Consider the following 23,227-nt stretch of genomic DNA (forward strand, 5'->3'; position numbering starts at 1 on the left):
CGATTGAAGATTAGTGGCGGAAGTGGCGCACGTCGGTCAGCACCATGGCGATGCCGTGCTCGTCGGCGGCGGCGAACACTTCGTCGTCACGCATCGAGCCGCCCGGCTGGATGATAGCCTTGATGCCCTGCTCGGCGATTACGTCGATGCCGTCGCGGAACGGGAAGAAGGCATCGCTGGAAGCGACCGCACCCTGCAGCGTCAGGCCGGCATCCTGCGCCTTGCGCGCGGCGATGCGGGTGGAGTCCACGCGGCTCATCTGGCCGGCGCCGATACCGGCGGTCTGGCCGTTCTTGCAGAATACGATGGCGTTGGACTTCACGTACTTGGCCACGCGCCAGGCGAACAGCAGGTCGGCCATTTCCTGTTCGGTCGGCGCACGCTTGGTCACCACGCGCAGCTCGTCCAGGCCGACGTTGCGGATGTCCGGGGTCTGCACCAGCACGCCGCCGCCGACGCGCTTCAGCTCGAAGCGGTTGGCACCGGCTTCCAGCGGGATCTCCAGCACGCGCACGTTTTTCTTGGCGGCGATGATGGCCTTGGCCTCGTCGGTGAACGCCGGCGCCATCAGCACTTCCAGGAACTGGCCGGTCACGGCTTCCACGGTCTCGGCATCCACCGGACGGTTGAAGGCGATGATGCCGCCGAAGGCGCTGGTGGTGTCGGTGGCGAACGCCAGCTTGTAGGCGGTCAGGGTGTCGGCGGCGATGGCCACGCCGCACGGGTTGGCGTGCTTGACGATCACGCAGGCCGGCGCGTCGAAGGTCTTCACCGCTTCCCACGCCGCATCGGCGTCGGCGATGTTGTTGTAGGACAGCTCCTTGCCCTGCAGCTGGCGGTAGCCGGCGATGGTGCCGGCGGCCGGGTCGAGGTCGCGGTAGAAGGCGGCGGCCTGGTGCGGGTTCTCGCCGTAGCGCATGTCCTGCACCTTGACGAACTGCGCGTTCAGGCGGTTCGGGAACGCCACGCGTTCCGGCACGCCGCTGTCCACGCCTTCGACCAGGCTGGTCAGGTAGTTGGAGATGGCGCCATCGTAGGCGGCGGTGTGGGTGAACGCCTTCTTCGACAGGTTCAGGCGGGTCAGCTTGGACAGCTTGCCGCCATTGGCGCCCATTTCTGCGGCCAACGTTTCGTAGTCAGCGGCATCGGTGACGATGGCCACGTGCTGCCAGTTCTTGGCGGCGGAGCGCACCATGGTCGGGCCGCCGATGTCGATGTTCTCGATCGCGTCTTCCAGCGTGCAGTCCGGGTTGGCGATGGTGGCTTCGAACGGGTAGAGGTTCACGCAGACCAGGTCGATGTTGCCGATGCCGTGTTCCTTCATGGTGGCGACGTGTTCCGGCAGGTCGCGACGGCCGAGGATGCCGCCGTGCACTTTCGGGTGCAGGGTCTTCACCCGGCCGTCCAGCATTTCCGGGAAGCCGGTGTAGTCCGATACGTCGATCACCGGCACGCCGGCGTCGCGCAGCAGCTTGGACGTGCCGCCGGTGGAAAGGATTTCAACGCCAAAGCCGGCCAGTGCCTGGGCGAATGCCAGTACGCCGGTTTTGTCGGAGACGCTGATCAGCGCGCGTTCGATTTTGGTCATGGTTCTCTACCGCTAGTCTAGATAAAAACAATGGCAACAAGGCTCGTGGCCTACTGCCCTTAATCAAGTGATCCCATCCCCCGCCCCTGCGCTGCAGGGGAGTGCGACGTTCGTAACAGGCAAAACAAAAGCCATCCGCGACGGCGGATGGCTCCGGTTTCAAATCAGGTCGTACGACTTCATCTTCTTGCGCAGCGTGTTGCGGTTGAGGCCGAGCAGCTCGGCCGCGCGCGTCTGGTTGCCCTGGGTGTGGTTGAGCACCACCTCCAGCAGCGGTTTTTCCACCCGCGCCAGCACCATGTCATAGATGGCGGCCGGCATCTCGCCGTCCAGGTCGCGGAAGTACTGCTCCATCGCCAGCCTGACGCAATGGGAAATATCGTCGTTATTGTTGTTCATGGTTTGCCGCTTCGTATTGTTGCTTAATCGTCCGCACACGCTGTCGCGTCCTCGTCCTCGTGCGGTCCGGTGGACACGTACTCCAGCCGCTCGGAACTGGCCGCCAGCGTCGCGAAATACTGTGTCACTGCCTGGCGCTGCGCGCTGGTCGATTCCAGCGCGTACATCGCCTGACGGAATTCGTTGCTGCCACGCAGGCCGCGGGTGTACCAGGCGATGTGCTTGCGCGCGATGCGGCAGCCGGAATATTCGCCGTAAAAACGGTACAGCTCGTCGAGGTGGCCCTGCATGATGTCGTCGATCTCGCTGATGCGCGGCGGCAGCAGCGTCTCGCCGGTATCCAGGTAGTGCTGGATCTCGCGGAAGATCCACGGCCGCCCCTGCGCGGCACGGCCGATCATGATCGCGTCGGCGCCGGTGGCGTCCAGCACCCGTTTCGCCTTCTCCGGGCTGTCGATGTCGCCGTTGGCGATCACCGGGATAGCCACCGCCCGCTTCACTTCGGCGATGGTGTCGTACTCGGCGGCGCCGCGGTACATGTCCTCGCGGGTGCGGCCGTGCAGCGCCAGCGCCGCGATGCCGGCCTCCTCGGCCATCTTCGCCACCTGCAGCGCGGTCTTCACCTCGCGGCTCCAGCCGGTGCGGGTCTTCAGCGTCACCGGCACGTCCACCGCGCGCACCACCGCGTCGAGGATGCGGCCAACGTTGTCCAGGTCGCGCAGCAGCGCGGAGCCGGCGGCGACGTTGCACACCTTCTTCGCCGGGCAGCCCATGTTGATGTCGATGATCTGCGCACCGCGCGCCACGTTCAGCTGCGCCGCCTCGGCCAGCATCGCCGCGTCGCCGCCGGCGATCTGCACCACGATGGGCTCGACTTCGCCGCTGTGGTCGGCGCGCAGCAGGGTTTTCTTGGTCGTCCACAAGGCCTTGTTGGCGGTGATCATCTCCGACACCGCCATGCCGGCGCCCAGTCTCTTGCACAGCATGCGGAACGGCCGGTCGGTGACGCCCGCCATCGGGGCGACGATCAGCTGGTTCTTGAGCGTGTAGGGGCCGATTTGCATTGCAAATGAAAGACATGGAGGGCGAAAGGGCGGCCATTGTACTGCCTTTTGCGCGGCCGGTAAAAACCTTTTTGCTTATTTTTTAAGCTAAAACAACGCCGGCTGGCGCGCCGCCACCGCCGCTCGCGGCCGGCGGCATGACAAGTGAAAAACGGGGGGGGTGTTGCGGAGGGGATGGGGGGGTGGGAAGTCGGTCGATAAGCCGGGTTTTGTCGTTGGACAGTCATTCCTCTAGTCCTGCCGTTACCGACAGGCTCAAGCAACCTACCCGGGTACAGCGCGGGCCACGCCAATGTACCCCTATTTGGTCTTGCTCCGGATGGGGTTTAGCCTGCCGTCCGTATCGCTACGTCCGCGGTGCGCTCTTACCGCACCTTTTCACCCTTGCCTGTGCCGCTGTCAGCGGGCTGGCGAACCAGCACTAACGCAAAACGTACGCTGCACGCAGCGCGTATTCTGCCCTGAACAGTACGATGCGCACCCTTGCGGGTGACACATCCGGCCATCGGCGGTTCAGCTCTCTGTTCCACTTTCCGTCGCCTCACGACGCCTGGCCGTTAGCCAGCATCCTGCCCTTTGGAGCCCGGACTTTCCTCCCCGTGCAAGCACGCGGCGACTGCCTGGCCGACTTCCCGGCGCGGATTGTAGCGCAAAGCGCCGCCCGGCACTGACAATTATCAATCCGCCTCCGCACGCGGCTCCCTATACTGTTCCTCCCCCCACCGCCCCCCGCAGCCGCTTCATGACAGATCACCACAAACTTGCACGATTACAACTGAGCGGCATGCTGGGGCTGGTGCTGATGGTGGTGCTGCTGCTGGCCAGCTACTTTTTCTACCAGCAGTGGCGCGACTACCGCGACGGCAGCACGGTGGTGGCGGCCGAGGCGCGGCTGCGCGGCCAGACCTTCCTCAAGGCCTACGGCGACCATGCCGGCAACTCGCTGGAGACGCTGTACTCGCAGACGCAGGACATCCTGCGCCAGCGCCTGCGCGAGCAGGTCGACCAGGCCTACGCGCTGGCCGACAGCCTGTACCGCCGCCATCACCGCCGCCTCGGCACCGCGGCGACACAGCGCGAGATCGTGGAAAGCCTGCGCCCGCTGCGCTACTTCGGCGGCCGCGGCTACTACTTCATCGACACCCTGGACGGCGACTGCGTGCTGCTGCCGACCAGCCCGCAGCGCGAGGGCCGCAACCTGCTCGACAACCAGGACGACCAGGGCGCCTACATCATGCGCAAGCTGCTGCTGTCGGTGGACAACCGCGCCGGCAACGGCTTTGCCAGCTACCGCTGGTACCGTCCCGGCGAGACGCTGATGTCGGAAAAGATCGCCTACTCGCGCCGCTTCGAGCCCTTCGGCTGGCTGATCGGCGGCGGCGAGTACGTGCTGAACGTGGAAGAAGACCTGCAGCAGCAGGCGCTGCAGACGCTGGCGCAGATGCCGGTCGGCGAGCGCGGCTTCTTCGCCGTCTTCGACAGCAACGGCCGCCTGCGCCAGCTGCCGGGCCAGCGCGGCTTCGCGCTGCCCGCCGCGCTGCAGCAGCAGCTGGCGGCCACGCCGCAGGGCTATTTCGTCGACTTCGACCATGCTGCCACCCGCTACAGCGCCTACGTGGCCGTGGTGCCGTCGTGGCAGTGGCGGGTGGTCAGCATCATCCCCGAGCAGGAGCTGACGCTGTCCGGCGCCGCGCAGGCGCAGGCGCTGGGCGAGAAGACCCGCAACCGGGTGCTGACCACGCTGCTGATCCTGACCCTGGCGCTGTGCCTGGCGTGGCTGTTCTCGGTGCACTTCAGCCGCTGGCTGGGCGCGCTGATCGCGCAGTACCGGCAGCGGCTGCAGGCGTCGCAGCGGCAGGTGGAGGACAAGGCGCGCGAGATCGAGCTGACGCGCCACATGAGCGACAGCGCCGCCGACGCCATCGTGCTGCTCAACGCGCAGGGCCGCGTGGTGTACCACAACGAGGCGGCCCGGCACTGCTTCGGCGCCGGCAACGAGTACCGCATGGCGGAGCTGTTCGAGGCGCGCTACAGCGGCGGCCAGCCGCACTACCTGCGCCGCCTGCCCGGCGGCGACGGCGAGGTGACGCTGGAGATCACCCTCACCGGCCTCAGCTACCAGGGCGAGCACTACCGCTGCGCCACCGCGCGCGACATCAGCGCCCGCGTCAGCCACGAACGGCAGCAAAGGTTGGCCGCAACGGTGTTCGAGGCCAGCTCGGAGGCGATCCTGATCACCGACGCCGACAGCCGCATCATCGCCGTCAACCGCGCCTTCAGCGACATCACCGGCTACAGCGAGGCCCAGGCGCTGGGCAACACCCCGGCGCTGCTAGGCTCCGGCCGCCACGACGCCGCCTTCTACCGCGACATGTGGAACCACCTGCACGCGCGCGGCTACTGGAGCGGCGAGATCTGGAACCGGCGCCAGAGCGGCGAGATCTACCCGGAGTGGCTGACCATCAACCAGGTACGCAACGGCGACGGCGGCGTCAGCCACTACGTGGCGCTGTTCTCCGATATCAGCGAGCGCAAGGCCACCGAGGCGCGGGTGCAGCACCTGGCCGAGTACGACTTCCTGACCAACCTGCCCAACCGCCTGCTGCTGCACGACCGCCTGCAGCAGTCGCTGCACCTGGCCGAGCGCAAGCAGCACGCGGTGGCGGTGCTGTTCATGGACCTCGACCGCTTCAAGAACGTCAACGACAGCCTCGGCCACGACGCCGGCGACGAGCTGTTGCGCCAGGTCGCCGGCCGCACCCAGCACATGCTGCGCGAGATGGACACCGTCGGCCGCACCGGCGGCGACGAATTCGTGATCATCCTGCCGGAACTGTCCGGCAGCGCGCAGGCCGGCATGGTCGCCGAGCGCGTGCTGCAGGTACTGGAGGCGCCGTTCACCATCCAGGGCCACACGCTGGTGATCAGCGCCAGCATCGGCATCGCGGTGGCGCCGGCCGACGGCAACAGCCCGGAAGTGCTGCTCAAGAATGCCGACATGGCGATGTACCAGGCCAAGGCCAGCGGCCGCAACGCGTTCCGCTTCTTCAGCCCCAGCATGACCGCCGAGGTCAGCGAGCGGCTGCTGCTGGAAAACCAGCTGCGCCTGGCGCTGGCGCAGCAGCAGTTCTATCTCGAGCTGCAGCCCAAGTACCACATCGCCAGCCGCCGCCTCAACGGCTTCGAGGCGCTGCTGCGCTGGCGCCAGCCGGACGGCAGCCTGGTGTCGCCGGCGCGCTTCATCCCGGTGGCCGAGGATTCCGGCGTGATCACCGAGCTGGGGCTGTGGGTGCTGGAACAGGCCTGCCGCACCGCGACGGAGTGGGTGCGCCACGGCCGGCAGCTGACCATCGCCGTCAACGTGTCGGCGCGGCAGCTGACCCACGGCGACTTCTGCGCCGAGGTGGCGCGGGTGCTGCGCGACAGCGGCCTGCCGCCGGCGCTGCTGGAGCTGGAGGTGACCGAGGGTACACTGATCGACTACAGCGGCCCGGTGCGGCAGCAGCTGGCCGGCATCAAGGCGCTGGGGGTGCGGCTGGCGGTGGACGACTTCGGCACCGGCTACTCCAGCCTCGCCTACCTGAAGAACTTTGCGCCGGACACGGTGAAGATCGACCGCTCCTTCGTCAGCGGGCTACAGCACAACCGCGACAACGCCGCCATCGTGTCCGCCATCATCACCCTGGCGCGCAACCTGGACATGGAGTCGCTGGCCGAAGGCGTGGAGACCGAGGCCGAGCTGGCGGCGCTGCAGGCGCTGGGCTGCGACACGGTGCAGGGCTACCTCACCGGCCGCCCGCTGGCGGTCAACGACGCGCTGGCGCTGTGCCGGCTGCAGGCCGCGGCCAGCGCGGCCTGAGTCCTCAGTCGAAGCGGCGGGTGTAGCGCACTTCCGTCGACGCGTCGCGACCGGCGCGGCCGATCAGTGACAGCGTGCGCGACAGCTGGTAGCTGACCTTCAGCGCCTGCTCCGCGCTCTTCAGCCCGTACTCGTAGCCGACGTACAGCTCGCGCGTCAGCTGCTTGCCCAGCGTCACCACCTGCTCCGCCGGGCTGACCACGCCGGCGCTGCTGGTGCTTTCCGCCCGCGACTGCACGCCGATGTCGTCGAACAGCCCGACCTGGTCGTTGATCAGGCCGGCGAGCAGGCCGCCGGCCGCGGCACCGGCGCCACCGGTGTCGTCGCCGGCCGCGGCGGCGCGGCCCAGCACCAGCCACGACAGCTTGTCCTTCTCCGACATCGCCTCGTCCGCCACCAGCTTCACCGTCGGCGTCAGCAGCGCGCCGCGCACCTCGACCCCGGCGCCGACCGGCGAGAAGCGGCGCGTGGCGCGCAGGTCCAGCGCCGGGTTGTCCAGCGGCCCGCTGAAGGTGATCAGGCCGCGGCTGATGTCCAGATCCTGACCGTAGGCCTTGAAGCGGCCCTTGTCGACGCGGATCTGGCCGCGCGCCTGCAGCGTGCCGCCCTGCTCCGCCAGCAGCCGCACCTCGCCGCCCAGCCACGCCTCCAGCCCGTTGCCGCCGAAGCGCAGCTTGTCGCCCAGCGCGATGCGCAGGTCCAGCGCCAGCGGCCAGCGGTTGCCGGCGTCGTCGACCACCTCGCGCCCCAGCACCACCACGTCGTCGGACAGGCGCGGCCCGCCCAGTTTCGGGATGTCGATGCGGCCCTCGTCGACGCCGAGGTTGCCGCTCAGCGTCACCACCCGCTGCCGCACCTCGACGCGGCTGCGCCCGGACAGCAGCAGGCGCCGCCCCGGCCGCTCCAGCGCGGCGAAGCGCTTGAAGTCCAGCAGCAGCAACACGTCCGGCGTCGCCTGGAACAGGTCGATGCGACCGCTGCCGCTCAGCTCGCCCTGCTTGCCGAAGCGCAGGCTGTCGATCAGCAGCTGCTGGCCGGCCAGCCGCGCCTGCAGCTGGCCCTGCTCCAGGCGGATGCCGTTGCGGCGCTCGACAAAGCGCAAGTCGTGGCCCAGCAGCGGCCCGTCCAGCGTTGGCGACGACAGCGTGCCGCCCAGCTGCAGCGTGGCGTCGAGGCTGCCGGACAATTCCATGCCCGCCTTCAGCCACGGCTGAGCCTGCGCCAGCGACGGCAACTGCAGCCGCACGCTGCCGGCGAGCGCCGCGTTGGCGACATGGCCGCCGTTGCCCCACAGCACGCTGCCGTCGGCGGCGAGCCGGCCGAAGCGGCTGTCCAGCGCCAGCGCCAGCGGCCCGCGTTCGCCGAGGCCCACGCTCAGCGTCGCCCGGCTCAGCCCCAGCGCCTGCTCGCCGGCCGGCGCCGGCAGCCACACGTCGCCCTGGGTGCGCTGCAGCTCGACGCTGCCTTGCGGCCAACCTTGCGCGCCGTGCAGCTGCCAGCCGGCGTCGAACACCAGCGTCTGCCGCAAGGGCGGCGTGAACCACGGTGTCAGCGCCGACAGCGCCAGCCCCTGCACCCGCCCCGCGCTGCGCCAGCCGCCGCCGCGCTGCCAGCCGCTGTCGCCCAGCTGCCACTGCGCGCCCAGCGCCTGCCAGCGGCTGGCCGCCAGCGCCACGTTGGCCGCCCCCGCGCGCAACGCCACCGGCTGCTGCAGGCGCAGCGGCAGCCAGCCCGTCGCCTCCAGCTGCTGCAGCGTGCCGCGCCAGTTGCTGCCGCCGCGCTCGAAACCGCCGGTCAGCTGCAGTGCCAGCTGCTGTTCATGCTGTTGCAGGCGGCCGGCGGCGCTCAGCTGCAAGCGGTGCGCGAGGCGGCTGCCGTCGGCCTGCAGGCTCAGTCGCGCCAGCTGCCTGTCGCCCAGCGCCAGCGCGCGGCCGTCGAGGCGGATGCGCAGCGGGCTGTCGTCGGCGATGCCGCTCTCGCCCTGCAGGCTGAGGCTGGCCACCGTCAGCGCCCCCGGCAGGCGCAGCTCGCTGGCCTGCAGGTCGGCATGCAGCTGCGGCCGCGCCGGCACGCCGGCCAGGTCCAGCTCGCCGCGCACCCGCCCGGCGAACGCCGGGCCGAGCAGGCCCAGCTGCGGCGCGTCGAGCAGCATCTGCAGCCGGTCGCCCGGCTTGCCGTAGCTGCCGGCAAGGCGCAGGCTGTTGCCGCCCAGCTGCAAGCGGCCCTGCAACGCGCGCAACCGCTGCGCCTGCCAGCTGGCCTGCAGCTGGCCGGACAAGGGCGCGCCGGACAGCGTGCCCGGCGTCAGCTGCAGCCGCAGCTCGCCCTGCGGCGCCTGCGCGAGGCTGGCCCTGGCGCTGAAATTGCCGTTGATATTGCCCACCGGCAGCTGCGGCGAGATCGCCGCCGGGTTCAGCGCCTCTAGCCTGCCCTGCGCGTCCAGCCGCGGCACCTCGCCCAGCGCCAGCGTGCCGTCCAGCAGCAGCCGGCCGGCGCCGGTGCCCAGCTGCAGCTGCTGCAATTGCCACTGCTGCGGCGCCGGCATCGCCAGGCCGCCGCGCAAGGACAGCTTGCCGCTGGCCAGCGCCAGGGCCAGCTGCGGCGCGCGCGCGCTGCCGCTCACGCGGATGTCGCCGCCGACGCGGTGCGACGGCAGGCTGGCCAGCAGCGCCTGGCTGTGGATGCCGTCCAGGCGCAGCGCCAGCGCCAGCGCGGCGGGGCTGGCGCTGCCGTTCACGGTGACGCGGCCCCCGGCCAGCTCCGCCACCAGATTGTCCAGCTGCAGGGTGTCGTCGCGGATGCGGAACGGGCCGTACAGCAGCGACAGCGGCAGCCGCTGCGCGCTGAGCGCGCCGGGCTGGTAGTTGATCAGCGACACGCCGCCGTCGAGCACGCCGCCCGCGCCCGGCGCCAGCTGCAGCGCGAGGCCCAGCCGCGCCTGCGGCCAGCCCGGCTGCAAGGCCTGCGGGTTGATGCCGCCGACGCGCACGTCCAGCTGCTGCAGGCGCTGCAGGGCCTGCGGCGCGAACGGCCGCAGCCGCGCGTTCAGCTCGGCCGACAGACCCAGCGCGCTGACGCTGCCGCTGACGCGCGGCGCCAGCAGCGTCTGCTGCAGCGTCAGCGCGCCGCGGCTGGCGACGCCCTCCAGCACGCCGTCGTATTCCAGCCGCCCGCCGAGCGCGAACGGCGCGCTGCTGCCCAGCGCCACGCTGGCGTACATCCGTCCCCACGGGCTGTCCAGCCGGCGCAACACCAGCGCGTGCTGCTGTTGCTGGTAGTAGTAAGCGGCGTCGAGCGCGCGCAGCAGCGGCGGCGCGTCGCCCAGCTGCAGCGCGTCCAGGCGCAGGCTGTCGATGGCGACGTCCAGCGGCAGGCGCAGGTGGGCCGGCACTTGCGGCGGCCGGCCGTCGGACGGCTGGCTGCTGTGATAGCGCAGCACGCCCAGGTGCAGCTGCCCGACCTGCAGCTGGCGCTGCCACAGCCGCTGCGGCGACCACGCCAGCTGCAGCCGGCTCAGCGCCAGCCGCTGCTGCGGCGTCTGCCAGCGGATGTCTTCCAGCACGAAGCCGTGCCACAGCGTGCCGTGGCTGCGGCCAACCTTGAGCTGGCCGCCGCTGGCGCGCTCCAAGAGCGGCCACAGGCTGGCGAAGCCGGCCGGGGTGGCGGTGAACCAGGCCAGCGCGCCGCCGAGGCCGAGCAAGAACAGCAGGATCAGCAGCAACAGCCAGCGCAGCCAACGCAGGCGGCGGCGCGGCGCCGGCGGTGTCGGCGTATCCGGTACCGCGTCGGATGGCAGGGAGGGGGACGGCAGCAGGTCTTCGGTGTGCGCCATCAGAAGGCCAGCCCCAGGTTGAGGTTCCAGCGCCAGCGCTGGTCGCGCGCGCCGTAGGCGATGTCGAACGCCAGCGGCGCCAGCGGGCTGAGCCAGCGCACGCCGACCCCCTGCGCGCGCGCCAGGCGCCAGCTCTGCCAGCTGTCGGCGGCGTCACCGGCGTCGACGAACGCCGCCAGCCGCCACGCCGGCGTCAGCGGGTACTGGTATTCCAGCGTCGCGGTGGCCAGCACGCGACCGCCGGTGACCGCGCCGCTGTCCGGATTGACGATGCCCAGGCTCTGGTAGTCGTAGCCGCGCACGCTGCCGACGCCGCCGGCCTTGAACAGGCGCGACGCCGGCACCTGCAGCGCGTCGTCGGCCCACACCTGGCCCAGCTCCAGCCGCGTGAGCCAGGTGCCGCGCATGAAGGACGGGCTCCAGTACAGCGCGCCGCGGCCGTAGCCGCGCAGGAAGCGGGTGTCCGCCGCCAGCCCGGCACCGGAAACATGCCCCTCCAGCAGGTAGCCGGCCGCGGGGCGCAGCGGGTTGTCCACCGCACGCTTCGCCCAGCCGTAGGACAGCACCAGCGCCTTGTTGTCGCGGGTGGCCTCGCCCTCAATCTGCTCGCGTTCGATCAGGTATTCCACGCCGAAGCGGGCCTCGATATTGTCGCGCTGGCGGATGCGGAACAGGCCCAGCTCGGTGGCGTCGGTGACGGTCAGGTTCTGCTCGGCGTGGCGCTGCTGCAGGTTGAGGCTGTGCGCGTAGCCGTCGCCGCCGCGCGAGAAGCCGAGGCCCAGATCCAGCTGCTGCCGCGACTTCTTCCAGTCGTAGGCCACCGAGCCGGTATAGCCGCGGCGCAGCAGGTTGTAGTGTTCGTAACCGAGGCGGGTGCCGGCGCCGTCGCCGGTGCTGTAGTTGAGGCCGACCTCCAGCTTCTGCCGCTGCTGCTCGCTCAGGGTGATGCCCAGCGGCACGGTGTCGTCGTGCAGCTGCTCCCACAGCGGCGCCACCACCACGCCGGTGAAGTGCGGATCGCTCTCCAGCGCCGCCTGCAACGCCACCAGCGACGGCTGCGAGTACGGCGCGCCGGGCGCGAAATCGGCCATGCCGCTGACGATGCTCGCCGGATAGCGCTGCAGGCCGTCGATGCGGAAGTCGCCGAAGCGGATCAGCGGCCCGCTGTCCACCGTCAGCGTCACCCGCGCCTGGCGGCTGGCCGGATCGATGCGCACCTGCGCGGCGGTGAGCCTGGCCTGCGGGAAGCGGTCGAGCAGGAAGGGGCGCAGCGCCGCCTTCTTGCTGTTGTCCCAGTCGTCCTGGCGGAACACTGCGCCCTCCGGCAGCGCCCAGTCTTCCATCACCCTGGAAAGAAAACGGCTGTAGTCCGCCTGCTGCCGCACCGGCCCCTGCAGCGTGACATCGACCGCGCTGACGATCACCGGCGCGCCGGGCTGCACCCGCACCCGCACCGTGTCGCCGTCGCGGCTGACCTTCACCTCGCTGTCGAAATAGCCCTCGGTCTCCAGCAGCGCGCGCGCCTCGGCCGGGGTGCCGGCCACGATGCTGTCCAGGTCCTGCGCCGTCAGCCCTTCGTCCTGCTGCAGCGTGTACAGGTCGAGGTTGCCGCGCAACAGCGCGTCCAGCTCCGACGGCGCCTCCAGCTCGACGCGGTAATCCAGCGCGTGGGCAGTCAGGGGCAGGCAGGCAAGCAGGAACAGGACGCGATACATGGGCGGACAATCGGAAGGTGGGTGGGCAAGCGCCCATGGTAGTGCAGTTGCCGCGCGATGAAAAATGACATTCACACGACCAGTGTCCTGCAACAGACCATCGCCGGCGCGGACCGTTCCCGCTGCGGCCAACCTTGCCGGCGCCGACCGCCGCCTAGGCGCGTGCCGGCCGCGCGCGGATCACCAGCGCGATGCCGCCGAGTATCGCCAGCGCCGCCATGAGCAGGCGCCAGCCCGGCTGCTCGGCCAGCAGCAGCCAGCCGGCCAGCGCCGTCAGCAGCGGCACGCTCAGCTGCACCGTGGCCGCGCTGCTGGCATTCAGCCCGCGCAGTGCGCGATACCAGATCGCGTAGCCGAGACCGGACGCCAGCGCCCCGGACGCCACCGCGTACCCCACCCCGGCCGCCGGCGGCGACAGCGGCGGCGCCTGCCACAGCCACAGCAGCAGTGCCAGCGGCAGCGCGCGCAGGAAATTGCCGGCGGTCACCGCCGTGGCATCGCCGGCGCCGCGCCCGAGCAGCGAATATGCGCCCCACGCCGCACCGGCCAGCAGCATCAGCACCATGCCGCCCAGCGGCGGCGCCGACGCCCCCGGCAACAGCAGCAGCAACAGCCCGCCCAGCGCGGCGGCAAAGCCCAGCCACTGGCGGGCGGCCAGGCGCTCGCCCTGCCACCAGCCGCAGGCGATCATGGTCGCCTGCACCGCGCCGAACAGGCACAAGGCGCCGCTGGCCGCCGGCAGGCTGAGATAGGCAAACGAGAACGCGGCGGCGTAGACGAACAGCGCCGCCGCCCCGCGCCAGCTGCCCGCCGCCGGCCACCGCCGCGTTTGCCACGCCACCAGCGCCGCCAGCATCAGCGCGCCGGACAGCAGGCGGATTGCGGTGAAACTGGCGGCGTCGATGCCGGTGCTGCTCAGCGCCAGCCGGCACAGCAGCGAATTGCCGGCAAAGGCCAGCATCGCCAGCCAGGTCAGCCACAGGGTCTGTGCGCGTGCGGTCACGGCGGCTCCTCAAGATGGGGATGATCGGGAACAGTGCCCAAGCGCCGGCGGACACCGCCAGCTGCCGCCTACCATAGCCGCTTTTTGCGGCGCCGGCACGCAGCGGCCACCGCCGGCCGCGCAGGCAGGTAGCACGGGTACCAGGATAAGCGCTTATCTTGTACCCCTATCCGGCAGCGGTTAAGGTCGGTCTTTCCTGTAGCGGAGTACCCGACATGAGCAGCCATCAGCAGGCCACCCGGCAACAGTTCGACCCGCAGGCGCAAGCCTACCTCACCAGCACGGTGCACGCCGCCGGCCCCGACCTCGCCGCCGCGCAACAGCTGGTCGCCACCCACCTGCCGCGCGACGGCCGCGGCCTGGACGTCGGCTGTGGCGCCGGCCACCTCAGCTTCGCGCTGGCGCCGCTGCTGGGCGAAGTGCTGGCGCTGGACCCGGCGCCGGCGATGCTGGCCACCGTCGCCGCGGCGGCCACCACCAACGGCCACGGCAACATCGCCACCCGGCAGGGCGACGCCGCCGCGCTGCCGTTTGCCGACGCCAGCTTCGACTTGGTCGCCAGCCGCTACAGCGCCCACCACTGGCTGGACCTCGCCGCCGGCGTGCGCGAAATGTGCCGCGTGCTGCGCCCCGGCGGCTACCTGCTGATCATCGACGTGGAAACCGACGCCGACGCGCTGGTCGACACCCACCTGCAGTGCTGGGAGCTGCTTCGCGACCGCTCCCACATCCGCGACCGTTCCGACGCGGAATGGCGCCGGCTGCTGGCCGACGCCGGCATCAGCCTGCTGCAACAACAGCGCTGGCCGCTGCGGCTGGAATTCGGCAGCTGGGTCAGCCGCATGCGCACACCGCCGGAAAAAGTCGCCCTGCTGCGCCAGCTGCAACAGGAGGCGCCACAGGAAGTCGCCGCCGCGCTGCAACTGGAAGCCGACGGCAGCTTCACCACCCGCACCGGGCTGTGGTGGGGCCGGCGCGCCGGCTAGGCGGGCGGCAACCCCGCAAGGTTGGCCGCAAGTCGCTTACCGCCTGCGGCCAACCTTGCACCCGATCGGTGGCCGGTGCGGTGCCAAGGTTCACGTCAGCGCGTCAGGCCGGCGCAGTGCCCGGCCGCAACCTGGCACCCGGCCTTGAAAGCGGCGGCAACGCACCGATATGCCCAGCAGACACCTCCTGGAGCCTGCCATGAACACCCCCACCGCCCTGCACCTGGCCTGCCCGCACTGCCACGCGCTCAACCGCGTTCCCGCCAGCCGCCTCGCCGATGGCCCCAACTGCGGCCAGTGCCACCAGCCGCTGCTCACCGGCCAGCCGCTGGAGCTGACCGTGAACCATGCTGAGCGCCACATCTCGCGCAACGACATCCCGGTGGTGGTCGATTTCTGGGCGCCGTGGTGCGGCCCGTGCCTGATGATGGGCCCGGCCTTCGCCCAGGCCGCCGCCGCCCTGCCACAGGTGCGCTTCGCCAAGATCAACACCCAGAACGAAACCACCCTCGGCCAACGCTTCGCCATCCGCAGCATCCCCACGCTGATCCTGTTCGTCGGCGGCCGCGAGATTGCCCGCCAGGCCGGCGCCATGGACGCCGCCAGCATCCAGCGCTGGATTGCCGCCGGCTTGCAAAAGGCGGGGCGGTAACAGCAAAAAGGTTGGCCGCAACACCGTGACGGCTTGCGGCCAACCTTGCCGATCATGAACTCGCGTGCGACAGCCAACCTCGAACCGACGCGCCCCGTCCCGTTGGCGCAGGCCGTAGCAGCGGTCGCCAGCCCGGAAACAAGCCGCCTCTTTTGAGCGCAGCGTATGGGCGGCGCCGGGATGGCGGCTGCTGCTACGGGAATTCCTGCGCCGTCGGGAGAGCGGGGATCGGAAAGGGGGATGCGGTATCCCCCTTCCCCGCCGCCGCGCGGAAAGCGGCAGATAAACATCATCCGCGCAGCGGATACACCAGACAAAAACAAGGTTGGCCGCAAAGCCGTGACAGCTTGCGGCCACTCCTAGATAAAACATGGTTAGAGCGAATTGGTGAGTACTAAAAAGCAAAACGCCCCTATTGGGGCGTATTCATTACTGGTCCGTATTGACCAGGCGGGGCTCTGATCCCCAGCGGGAGGGTAATGGCCAGACGGTGTTTCAACTTGTCATGAAAACTAGCGTAGTAATGACGCCCACTTACGCCGTTACTGCACATCTCTAGTCGCTTAATGAGCAACGAGATTCTCGCCAAAAGCCGACCAAGATCAAATTTTGCAAAGCTGGCATGCACTACGTGTGTGTCAGGTGGTGCTATGCCTGCGATGACAGACATGGCGTAGTCCAAATAATATCTACGCATCTCTTCTTCTAGGCATATGGGCAGCGTTTCTTTTGCAAATAGTTGATCAGTCATCGTTCCATGTTTGCTCTTGGTTTCACTCTCATGACGGTCTTAGCTGATACGTCCGGGCTTTCTGCTAGTTCGGTTGCGGGTTGCGCCTTGTGCGCACCCCAATTTGAAGATTGATCAGGCTTTAATAGCGAATGATTTTGTCATCTGATATGGCTTGGTTCTTGTTGAATAGTTGATATCTTCATCGGGTGATCAGGTTTTATCGGTATTTTTCATACTTTCCCTCTCTGCTATCCAGCTTTTGACTGTTTGTGATTGCTGCCACCAGTACCGTGCACACCGGCAGCCGTGGTATGCGATACGTAGATAGTCTTGCTCGCTAATGGCCCCCCACAGGTGATAAAAAGTGATCGGATTTTTAGCCATCGCCAGAATCAGCGATAGCAGCGGTACTACAAAATACTTTTGGTACATCACGTCCCTCGGTAAGGAGGGGGTGACGCATCAATCTTCAAACTAGACAACTCAGCCGACTAGCAATATGCATGTATGGCTCTTGTTTTGTATTTCAATGGTTTAGATAAAGTTTTACTTTGCCAGAGAGCAGGTTACATATCCCAAAGGACGATGCACCATCACAAGCAGCCATGAAAAAAGGGCAAGCCATCAGGCTTGCCCTTTCTCGTCTTCATTGCGGCCAACCTTGGCCACAAGTAACACGCTTACTTCTTGCGCTGCGGCGGCAGGTCGGTGCAGCTGCCGTGCGCCACTTCGGCGGCCATGCCGATGCTCTCACCCAGGGTCGGGTGCGCATGGATGGTCTTGCCGATGTCGGTGGCGTCGCAGCCCATTTCGATGGCGAGGCAGATTTCGCCCAGCATGTCGCCGGCGTGGGTACCCACGATGGCGCCGCCGATCACCTGGTGGGTCTCGGCGTCGAAAATCAGCTTGGTGAAGCCTTCGTCGCGACCGTTGGCGATGGCGCGGCCGGAGGCAGCCCACGGGAACACCGCTTTTTCGATCTTGATGCCGTCACGCTTGGCCGATTCCTCGGTCACGCCGACCCACGCCACTTCCGGATCGGTGTAGGCCACGCCCGGAATCACGCGCGCGTCGAAGTAGGATTTGCCGCCGGCGCAGTTTTCTGCCGCCACGTGCGCCTCGTGCACCGCCTTGTGCGCCAGCATCGGCTGGCCAACGATGTCGCCGATGGCGTAGATGTGCGGCACGTTGGTGCGCTGCTGCTTGTCCACTTCGATGAAGCCGCGGTCGGTCACGGCGATGCCGGCGTTCTCCGCGCCGATCAGCTTGCCGTTCGGCGCGCGGCCGGCTGCAACCAGTACCAGGTCGTAACGCTGCGGCTCGGCCGGGGCCTTGGCGCCTTCAAAGGTGACGTAGATGCCGTCTTCGCGGGCGTCGACGGCCACGGTCTTGGTGCCGGTCATGATGTTGTCGAAGCGATGGGCGTTGTACTTTTCCCATACCTTGACCAGATCACGGTCCGGGCCCTGCATCAGGCCGTCCATCATTTCCACCACGTCCAGGCGCGCGCCCAGTGTGGAGTACACGGTACCCATTTCCAGACCGATGATGCCGCCGCCGATCACCAGCATCTTGCCGGGGACGGTTTTCAGCTCCAGCGCGCCGGTGGAGTCCACGATGCGCGGGTCTTGCGGGATGAACGGCAGGTTCACCACGCGGCTACCGGCGGCGATGATGGCGTTCTTGAACTTGATGGTCTGCTTGGCGCCGGTCTTGTCCTGACCCGTGCCTTCGGTGGTCTCCACCTGCAGGTGGTAGGGGTCGAGGAAAGAGCCGACACCGCGCACCACTTGCACCTTGCGCGCCTTGGCCATGCCGGCCAGGCCTCCGGTCAGCTTGCCGATGACCTTTTCCTTGTAGCCACGCAGCATGTCGATGTCGATTTCCGGCGCGGCAAACTTGATGCCGTTGGCGGCGAGGTGCTTCACCTCGTCGATCACCGCCGCGTTATGCAGCAAGGCTTTCGACGGGATGCAGCCCACGTTCAGGCACACGCCGCCCAGGGTGGCGTAGCGCTCAACCAGCACCACTTTCAGGCCCAGGTCGGCGGCGCGGAAGGCGGCGGAGTAGCCGCCGGGGCCGGCGCCCAGTACCAGCACGTCGCAGTCGATGTCGGCGGTGCCGCTGTGCGTGGCCGCAACCGGGGCCGCGACCGGTGCCGCTTGCGGAGCAGCTGCAGCCGGGGCGGCAGCGGGTGCCGCAGCAGGCGCAGGGTTGGCCGCAGCGGCAGCGCCGGCGGCCTCGATCACCACGATCACGTCGCCTTCGGAGATCTTGCCGCCGACGGCGGTGCGCACTTCCTTCACCACACCGGCTTGTTCCGCCGGCACTTCCATGGTGGCCTTGTCGGTTTCCAGCGTGATCAGGCTGTCGTCCTTGGCAACGGTGTCGCCGACTTTCACGAACACTTCGATCACGTCCACATTGCTGTGGCCGCCGATGTCCGGCACTTTCAGTTCAATCAGATTGCTCATGGTTTACATCCATGTGGTGGCGGCGCGCAGGGCACGCCGCCGGTATTCGGCACGATGGCTTGCTGGCAGCCGAAGGTTGGCCGCGGCCAACCTTCAGGCTGCGACCATTACAGGATCAGGCGGCGCACGTCGGACAGCAGCTTGCCCAGGTACACGGTGAAGCGGGCGGCAGCGGCGCCGTCGATCACGCGGTGGTCGAAGGACAGCGACAGCGGGCACATCAGGCGCGGCGCGAATTCCTTGCCGTTCCAGACCGGCTTGATCTGCGACTTGCACACGCCGAGGATGGCCACTTCCGGCGCGTTGACGATAGGCGTGAAGCCGGTACCGCCGATGCCACCCAGGCTGGAGATGGTGAAGGTCGCGCCCTGCATGTCGGTCGGCTTGAGCTTGCCGTCACGCGCCAGCGCGGACAGCTCGGTCAGCTCCTTGGCGATCTGCTTGATGCCTTTCTGGTCCACGTTCTTGATCACCGGTACTACCAGGCCGTTCGGCGTGTCGGCGGCGAAGCCGATGTGGTAGTACTGCTTCAGCACCAGGTTGTCGCCGTCCAGCGAGCTGTTGAAGTTCGGGAAGGCTTTCAACGCCTCGGCGGCGGCCTTGATGATGAAGGCCAGCGGGCTGATCTTCAGGCCGGACTTTTCCCACTCCTTGCCGATGGTCTTGCGGAAGTCTTCCAGCTCGGTGATGTCGCAGTCGTCGTTGAACGTGACGTGCGGGATCATCACCCAGTTGCGCGACAGGTTGGCGCCGGACAGCTTCTGGATGCGGGTCAGCGGCTTGGTTTCGATCGGGCCGAACTTGGCGAAGTCCACCTTCGGCCACGGCAGCAGGTCGAGACCGGTGCCGGAAGCAGCCGGTGCCGCAGCCGGGGCCAGTGCCGCCGGGTTCTGCAGCACGGCTTTCACGAAGCCCTTCACGTCGTCCTCGACGATGCGGCCCTTGCGGCCGGTACCCTTGACCTTGGACAGGTCCACGCCCAGTTCGCGCGCCAGCTTGCGTACCGACGGGCCGGCGTGCGACTTGGCGAAGCCGGCTTCGTTGAAGGCGGCAGCGACGGCGGCGGCAACCGGTGTTGCTACCGGTGCAGCGGCGGCAGCCGGAGCGGCAGCAACTGGCGCGGCAGCGGCAGGAGCCGGTGCCGCCGCGGCGGCTGGTGCGGCGGCCGCGCCGGCACCCTCGACCACCACGATCAGGTCGCCTTCGCTGGCCTTGTCGCCGACTTTGACTTTCACTTCCACCACTTTACCGGCGGCGGTGGCCGGCACTTCCATGGTCGCCTTGTCGGTTTCCAGCGTGATCAGGCTGTCGTCGACCTTGATCTCGTCGCCGACCTTGACCGATACCTCGATCACGTCGACGCCGCTGTGGCCGCCGATGTCCGGGATGCGGATCTCGCTGCGGCCAACGTTGGCCGCAGCGGCCGGTGCCGCAGCCGCAACAGGGGCCGGGGCGGCTGCAGGTGCAGCAGCGGCAGGCGCCGGCGCCGGGGCTGCAGCAGCCGGAGCCGGTGCGGCGGCGCTGGCGCCCACTTCGATGATGGCGATCACGTCGCCTTCGGAAATCTTGCCGCCGAGTACGGCGCGCACTTCTTTCACCACACCGGCGGCTTCGGCCGGTACTTCCATGGTGGCTTTGTCGGTTTCCAGCGTGATTAGGCTGTCGTCGATGGCGACGGTCTGGCCCGGCTGGATGAAGACTTCGATGACGTCTACGTTGTTGTGCCCACCGATATCGGGCACTTTCAGTTCGATCAGATTGCTCATGGCTCTATCCACATCGTAGGGCGGCGGCCCACGTGACGGGCAAGGCGTGGCGCCTTGCCTGCGGCGGGCTCCGCCAACATTCGGCTTGGTATCCCGGCTGCCGTCTGGCGGTGGCCGGATCGCGCTGCTGCAGGAGCGGCGAAAGCCACGCGGGTGACTTCCGCCGGTATCAGGGTTGGCCGCAACGGCCGCGCCTTAGACCTTCCAGCTAGGCAGCTTGGCGACGTTGATACCGTACTTGGTGATGGCTTCCTGGACGCGGGCGGCGTCGATCTTGCCTTCGCGTGCCAGTGCCGACAGCGCGGCCACGGCGACGTAGCGGCGATCCACTTCGAAGAACTCGCGCAGCTTGGCGCGGCTGTCGGAGCGGCCGTAACCGTCGGTCCCCAGCACCACGTAACGGCCAGGCACGTATTCACGGATCTGGTCGGCGTAGTTGCGGATGTAGTCGGTGGCGGCGATCACCGGGCCGGAACGGCCGGCCAGCTGCTGCTCGACGTAGGACAGGCGTTGCTCGCCCACCGGGTGCAGCAGGTTGTGGCGGGACGCTTCCATGCCGTCGCGGCGCAGCTCGTTGAAGGAGGTCACGCTCCAGATGTCGGAGGCGATGCCGAAGTCGTTGCGCAGCAGGTCGGCGGCGGCAATCACTTCGCGCAGGATGGTGCCGGAGCCCATCAGCTGCACCTTCACCGCGGCGTCGCCACCGTCCTTGAACAGGTACATGCCCTTCAGGATGCCGTCTTCGGCGCCCTGCGGCATCGCCGGGTGGGTGTAGTTCTCGTTCATCAGGGTGATGTAGTAGAACACGTCCTGCTGCTCGACATACATGCGGCGCAGACCGTCCTGCAGGATCACCGCCAGTTCGTAGGCGAAGGTCGGGTCGTAGCTGATGCAGTTCGGGATCAGGCCGGCCTGGATGTGGCTGTGGCCGTCTTCGTGCTGCAGGCCTTCACCGTTCAGCGTGGTGCGACCGGCGGTGCCACCGAGCATGAAGCCGCGGGCGCGCATGTCGCCTGCGGCCCAAGCCAGGTCGCCGATACGCTGGAAGCCGAACATCGAGTAGTAGATGTAGAACGGAATCATCGGGATGCCGTGGTTGGCGTAGCTGGTCGCTGCCGCAATCCACGAGGACATCGCGCCCGGCTCGTTGATGCCTTCCTGCAGCATCTGGCCGTCCTTGGATTCCTTGTAGAACATCAGCTGATCGGCGTCCTGCGGCACGTAGTTCTGACCCTGGGTGGACCAGATGCCGTACTGGCGGAACATGCCTTCCATGCCGAAGGTGCGGGACTCGTCCGGCACGATGGGCACGATCTGCTTGCCGATGTTCTTGTCCTTCAGCAGGATGCCCAGCTGGCGCACGAAGGCCATGGTGGTGGAGAACTCGCGCTCGCCGGAATCATTGAACTGGCTGTCGAACACATGCAGGCCCGGCACCGCCAGCGGGGTTTTCACCGGTTTGCGGGCCGGCAGGTAGCCGCCCAGCGCGGCACGGCGCTCGCGCATGTACTGCATTTCCGGGCTGTCTTCCGCCGGCTTGTAGTACGGTACCTTTTCCAGATCGGCGTCGGACACCGGGATGCCGAAGCGGTCGCGGAACTTGCGCAGGTTTTCCAGCGCCATCTTCTTGGCCTGGTGCGCCACGTTCTGCGCCTCGCCGGAAGAACCCATGCCGTAACCCTTGATGGTCTTGGCCAGGATCACGGTCGGACGGCCGTTGGCGTTGGTGGTGGCCTCGTGGTAGGCGGCGTACACCTTGTGCGGATCGTGGCCGCCGCGGTTCAGCGCCCAGATCTCGTCGTCGGACATGTTGGCCACCATCTCGCGCAGCTCCGGGTACTTGCCGAAGAAGTGCTCGCGCACGTAGGCGCCGTCCTTGGACTTGAAGGTCTGGTAGTCGCCGTCCACGCACTCGTCCATGCGCTTCTTCAGCAGGCCCTTGGTGTCCATGGCCAGCAGCGGGTCCCAGCGCGAGCCCCAGATCACTTTCAGCACGTTCCAGCCGGAACCGCGGAAGTCGCCTTCCAGTTCCTGGATGATCTTGCCGTTACCGCGTACCGGGCCGTCCAGACGCTGCAGGTTGCAGTTGATCACGAACACCAGGTTGTCGAGGCCTTCGCGCGCCGCCAGCGCGATCGCGCCCAGGGATTCCGGCTCGTCCATCTCGCCGTCGCCGCAGAAGCACCACACCTTGCGACCCGGGGTCTTGGCCAGGCCACGGCTTTCCAGGTACTTGAGGAAGCGTGCCTGGTAGATGGCCATCAGCGGGCCCAGGCCCATGGACACGGTCGGGAACTGCCAGAAGTCTTCCATCAGCCACGGGTGCGGATAGGAGGACAGACCGCCGCCGTCCACTTCCTGGCGGAAGCTGTCCAGCTGCTCTTCGTTCAGGCGGCCTTCGAGGTAGGCACGCGCGTACACGCCAGGGGAGATGTGGCCCTGGAAGTAAACCAGATCGCCTTCCTGCTCGTCGTTGTGGGCGCGCCAGAAGTGGTTGAAGCCCACGTCGTACAGGGTGGCGGAGGACTGGAAGGAGGCGATGTGGCCACCCAGCTCCAGGTCTTTCTTGCCGGCGCGCAGCACCAGGGCCATCGCGTTCCAGCGGTTGATGGAGCGGATGCGGTGCTCCATCTCGTGATTGCCGGGGGACTTCTGCTCTTTGCCCACCGGGATGGTGTTCTGATAGGCGGTCGTGGCCTCGAACGGCAGGTGCGCGCCGCGACGGCGGGTGCGCTCGACCATTTTCTCCAGCAGGAAGTGGGCACGCTCGGCGCCGTCACTGTCCAGTACAGACTCCAGCGCATCGGTCCATTCGTGCGTTTCAACCGGATCGATATCGTCAGGGTAGATTGCTGCCATCTCACATCCTCACTTTTATTTTCAGTTCACCACCCGCGTGGGCAGCGTCTGCTGTCATGACATTGGGTGCCTTGGTAAAGGCGTTACAGAACTGCGTCGGATTATAATCGAACAATTTCGCAAAAAAAATTTGCGGAAGTGAAAAGTTTCTTACATAGCGCAGAGTGTAAATCGTGCCGATTTCCACGCGAAGTGGGCAATTGGGGATATCACTTAAAATCGGCTTTTTCGGCAGCGATATTGCACTGCAATATGTTGTTTTTTTGCGATTATTGGCGAAACGGCGGCGGGCGGGGC

At 67.7% G+C, this 23,227-nt stretch carries 12 protein-coding genes and 1 other RNA gene; 3 read left to right on the top strand and 10 right to left on the bottom strand.

Annotated elements, in window-relative coordinates; all coding sequences use genetic code 11:
* Positions 1–10: 10 nt before the first annotated feature.
* The 4 genes from purH to rnpB form a co-directional block, all read right to left on the bottom strand.
* On the bottom strand, positions 11–1,588 hold the full coding sequence (gene purH, locus IE100_RS14750; protein WP_189375175.1) for a bifunctional phosphoribosylaminoimidazolecarboxamide formyltransferase/IMP cyclohydrolase: 1,578 nt from the start codon (positions 1,586–1,588) through the stop codon (positions 11–13).
* A gap of 159 nt (positions 1,589–1,747) precedes the next feature.
* Positions 1,748–1,987 (bottom strand): DNA-binding transcriptional regulator Fis, encoded by a 240-nt coding sequence (gene fis, locus IE100_RS14755; protein ID WP_047968348.1) that lies wholly within the window; start codon positions 1,985–1,987, stop codon positions 1,748–1,750.
* A 23-nt stretch (positions 1,988–2,010) separates the two neighbouring features.
* Positions 2,011–3,051: a tRNA dihydrouridine synthase DusB gene (gene dusB, locus IE100_RS14760; RefSeq protein ID WP_189375177.1), complete on the bottom strand. Its 1,041-nt coding sequence runs from the start codon at positions 3,049–3,051 to the stop codon at positions 2,011–2,013.
* A gap of 182 nt (positions 3,052–3,233) precedes the next feature.
* Positions 3,234–3,683, bottom strand: an RNA gene (gene rnpB / locus IE100_RS14765) — RNase P RNA component class A.
* Positions 3,684–3,793: 110 nt separating this feature from the next.
* Between rnpB and IE100_RS14770 the strand changes: the two genes are divergently transcribed.
* Positions 3,794–6,910 (top strand): bifunctional diguanylate cyclase/phosphodiesterase, encoded by a 3,117-nt coding sequence (locus IE100_RS14770; protein WP_189375179.1) that lies wholly within the window; start codon positions 3,794–3,796, stop codon positions 6,908–6,910.
* 4 nt (positions 6,911–6,914) lie between these two features.
* Here the strand turns inward: IE100_RS14770 and IE100_RS14775 are convergent, their stop codons facing one another.
* The 3 genes from IE100_RS14775 to IE100_RS14785 form a co-directional block, all read right to left on the bottom strand.
* The gene (locus IE100_RS14775; protein ID WP_189375185.1) at positions 6,915–10,742 is read right to left on the bottom strand and encodes a translocation/assembly module TamB domain-containing protein; all 3,828 of its coding nucleotides are present in this window, start codon (positions 10,740–10,742) and stop codon (positions 6,915–6,917) included.
* Positions 10,742–12,457, bottom strand: coding sequence for an autotransporter assembly complex protein TamA (locus tag IE100_RS14780; RefSeq protein WP_189375187.1), 1,716 nt, complete (start codon positions 12,455–12,457; stop codon positions 10,742–10,744). Before IE100_RS14780 ends, IE100_RS14775 begins: the two co-directional genes overlap by 1 nt.
* Positions 12,458–12,611: 154 nt before the next feature.
* Positions 12,612–13,460, bottom strand: a complete 849-nt coding sequence (locus IE100_RS14785) for a DMT family transporter (RefSeq protein WP_229800404.1) — start codon at positions 13,458–13,460, stop codon at positions 12,612–12,614.
* A 215-nt stretch (positions 13,461–13,675) separates the two neighbouring features.
* On the opposite strand from IE100_RS14785, the gene IE100_RS14790 reads away from it, so the two are divergent.
* Both IE100_RS14790 and trxC read left to right on the top strand, forming a co-directional pair.
* A complete protein-coding gene (locus IE100_RS14790) occupies positions 13,676–14,446 on the top strand; it encodes a class I SAM-dependent methyltransferase (RefSeq protein WP_189375189.1) in 771 nt (256 codons plus the stop codon).
* A gap of 199 nt (positions 14,447–14,645) precedes the next feature.
* The gene (trxC, locus tag IE100_RS14795; protein WP_189375191.1) at positions 14,646–15,098 is read left to right on the top strand and encodes a thioredoxin TrxC; all 453 of its coding nucleotides are present in this window, start codon (positions 14,646–14,648) and stop codon (positions 15,096–15,098) included.
* A 1,413-nt stretch (positions 15,099–16,511) separates the two neighbouring features.
* Here the strand turns inward: trxC and lpdA are convergent.
* From lpdA to aceE, 3 genes are all read right to left on the bottom strand, one after another.
* A complete protein-coding gene (gene lpdA / locus IE100_RS14800) occupies positions 16,512–18,305 on the bottom strand; it encodes a dihydrolipoyl dehydrogenase (protein WP_189375193.1) in 1,794 nt (597 codons plus the stop codon).
* A 107-nt stretch (positions 18,306–18,412) separates the two neighbouring features.
* Positions 18,413–20,071 carry a dihydrolipoyllysine-residue acetyltransferase gene (gene aceF / locus IE100_RS14805; RefSeq protein WP_189375194.1) on the bottom strand — a complete coding sequence of 553 codons (1,659 nt, stop codon included), beginning with the start codon at positions 20,069–20,071 and terminating at the stop codon, positions 18,413–18,415.
* A gap of 195 nt (positions 20,072–20,266) precedes the next feature.
* Positions 20,267–22,930 (bottom strand): pyruvate dehydrogenase (acetyl-transferring), homodimeric type, encoded by a 2,664-nt coding sequence (gene aceE, locus IE100_RS14810; RefSeq protein WP_189375196.1) that lies wholly within the window; start codon positions 22,928–22,930, stop codon positions 20,267–20,269.
* Positions 22,931–23,227: the final 297 nt, after the last annotated feature.

The sequence above is a fragment of the Vogesella alkaliphila genome (genome assembly GCF_014652475.1).
Lineage (GTDB): Bacteria > Pseudomonadota > Gammaproteobacteria > Burkholderiales > Chromobacteriaceae > Vogesella > Vogesella alkaliphila.